This window comes from Streptomyces sp. NRRL F-5755 (genome assembly GCF_001279365.1).
Lineage (GTDB): Bacteria > Actinomycetota > Actinomycetes > Streptomycetales > Streptomycetaceae > Streptomyces > Streptomyces rimosus.
Genome location: NZ_LGCW01000153.1, coordinates 1 through 1,358, shown reverse-complemented (window position 1 = coordinate 1,358; position 1,358 = coordinate 1). Strand labels below are relative to the sequence as shown.

Annotated in this window: 1 protein-coding gene; it reads left to right on the top strand. The window is 74.2% G+C overall.

Annotated features, from left to right (window positions below; genetic code table 11):
* Positions 1 to 173: 173 nt before the first annotated feature.
* On the top strand, positions 174 to 1,358 hold a 1,185-nt coding region (locus tag ADK86_RS15915), incomplete at its 3' end, for an ATP-binding cassette domain-containing protein (protein WP_159393863.1).

Here is a 1,358-nt window from a genome sequence, read left to right as displayed (position 1 = left end):
GACCACCCCCCCCACCAGCCCCAATCCCACCCACCAGCCGCCCATGACACGCAAGACACCCAACCGAAGGGCATTACCGGCAAATCGGACACTCGGCGTTACCGTGGCCGGGTGAGTCCCCACCTCCTGCTTCTCGCCGATTCCGTAAGGTCCCGCACTCCGTGGGGGCCGAGATGATCCAGGCCATCGGGCTGACCGGCGGCTCCCGTAAAGGGGGGCGCCCCGCCGTCGACGATCTGAGCTTCGAGGCTCCCGCGGGCCGGATCACCGTCCTGCTCGGTGCCGAAGGGGCCGGCAAGACCACTGCCCTGCGGCTCATGCTCCAGCTGGAGGGCGGCCGTGGCGTCGCGCTCTTCCGTGGACGTCCGCTGCACCGCGTACCGAATCCGGCGCGCGAGATCGGCGTGGTCCTGGGAGACGTGCCCGGCCATCCGGCCCGTACGGCGCGCGGCCACCTGCGCATGCTCACCGCCGCGGCCGGGGTACCGGCGTCGCGTGCCGACGACGTGCTGGATCTCGTCGGCCTCAGCGGTCTGGCCGACGAGAAACTCGGCGCGTTCTCGCGGGGTATGGACCGCAGGCTCGGCCTGGCCACGGCTCTGCTCGGCGACCCGCACACCCTCCTCCTCGACGAGCCCTCCCGCGACGTGTCCCCACGTGAGGCGGCGTGGCTGCACGGCCTGCTGCGGGGTTACGCGGCGCAGGGCGGCGCCGTACTGGTCACCTCCAGTGACGCGCGGGCGGCCGCCCGGCTCGGCCACCGGGTCGTCACCATCGAGGAGGGCAGGCTGGCGGCGGACCAGAGTGCGGCCGACTTCGCCCGTACCCGGCTGCGTCCCCGCGTCGTCGTCCGCTCGCCGCACGCCGACCGGCTCGCGTCGCTGCTCGTCGACGAGTCGCAGCGGGCCCGTCCGGGGGCGGACCCGAGCGCAGGGCGCGCGGTCGAGGTCGTACGGGAGAGCGGCAGCCGTATCGCCGTCTACGGGAGTACCTGCGCGGCCGTGGGGGACACGGCGTTCCGGCACGGCATCCTCGTACACCGGCTCGCCGACGAGGTGGGGGACACCGGGCCGATCACCCCGCTCACCCGCGCCGACGGTCGCGCCCGGACCGCCGCCCGCGCGGAGCGGAACAGCCCGGACCTCGGCACAAGTCCGAGCGACGCGACCGCCGTGCCCGTGTTCTCGGAGCCCGCGACGGCCACCCCGCACGCGGCCGTTGCCCTCAGCGGATCCCTGGGCGGGACCTCCGCACTTCCCCCGGCAGCAGACCCGGACGCCACCGCGACCCCACCCCACCTCGTCAACCCCGCTCCACCACTCGACTCCACCCAGCCGTCCACCCAAGCCCCCACCGAC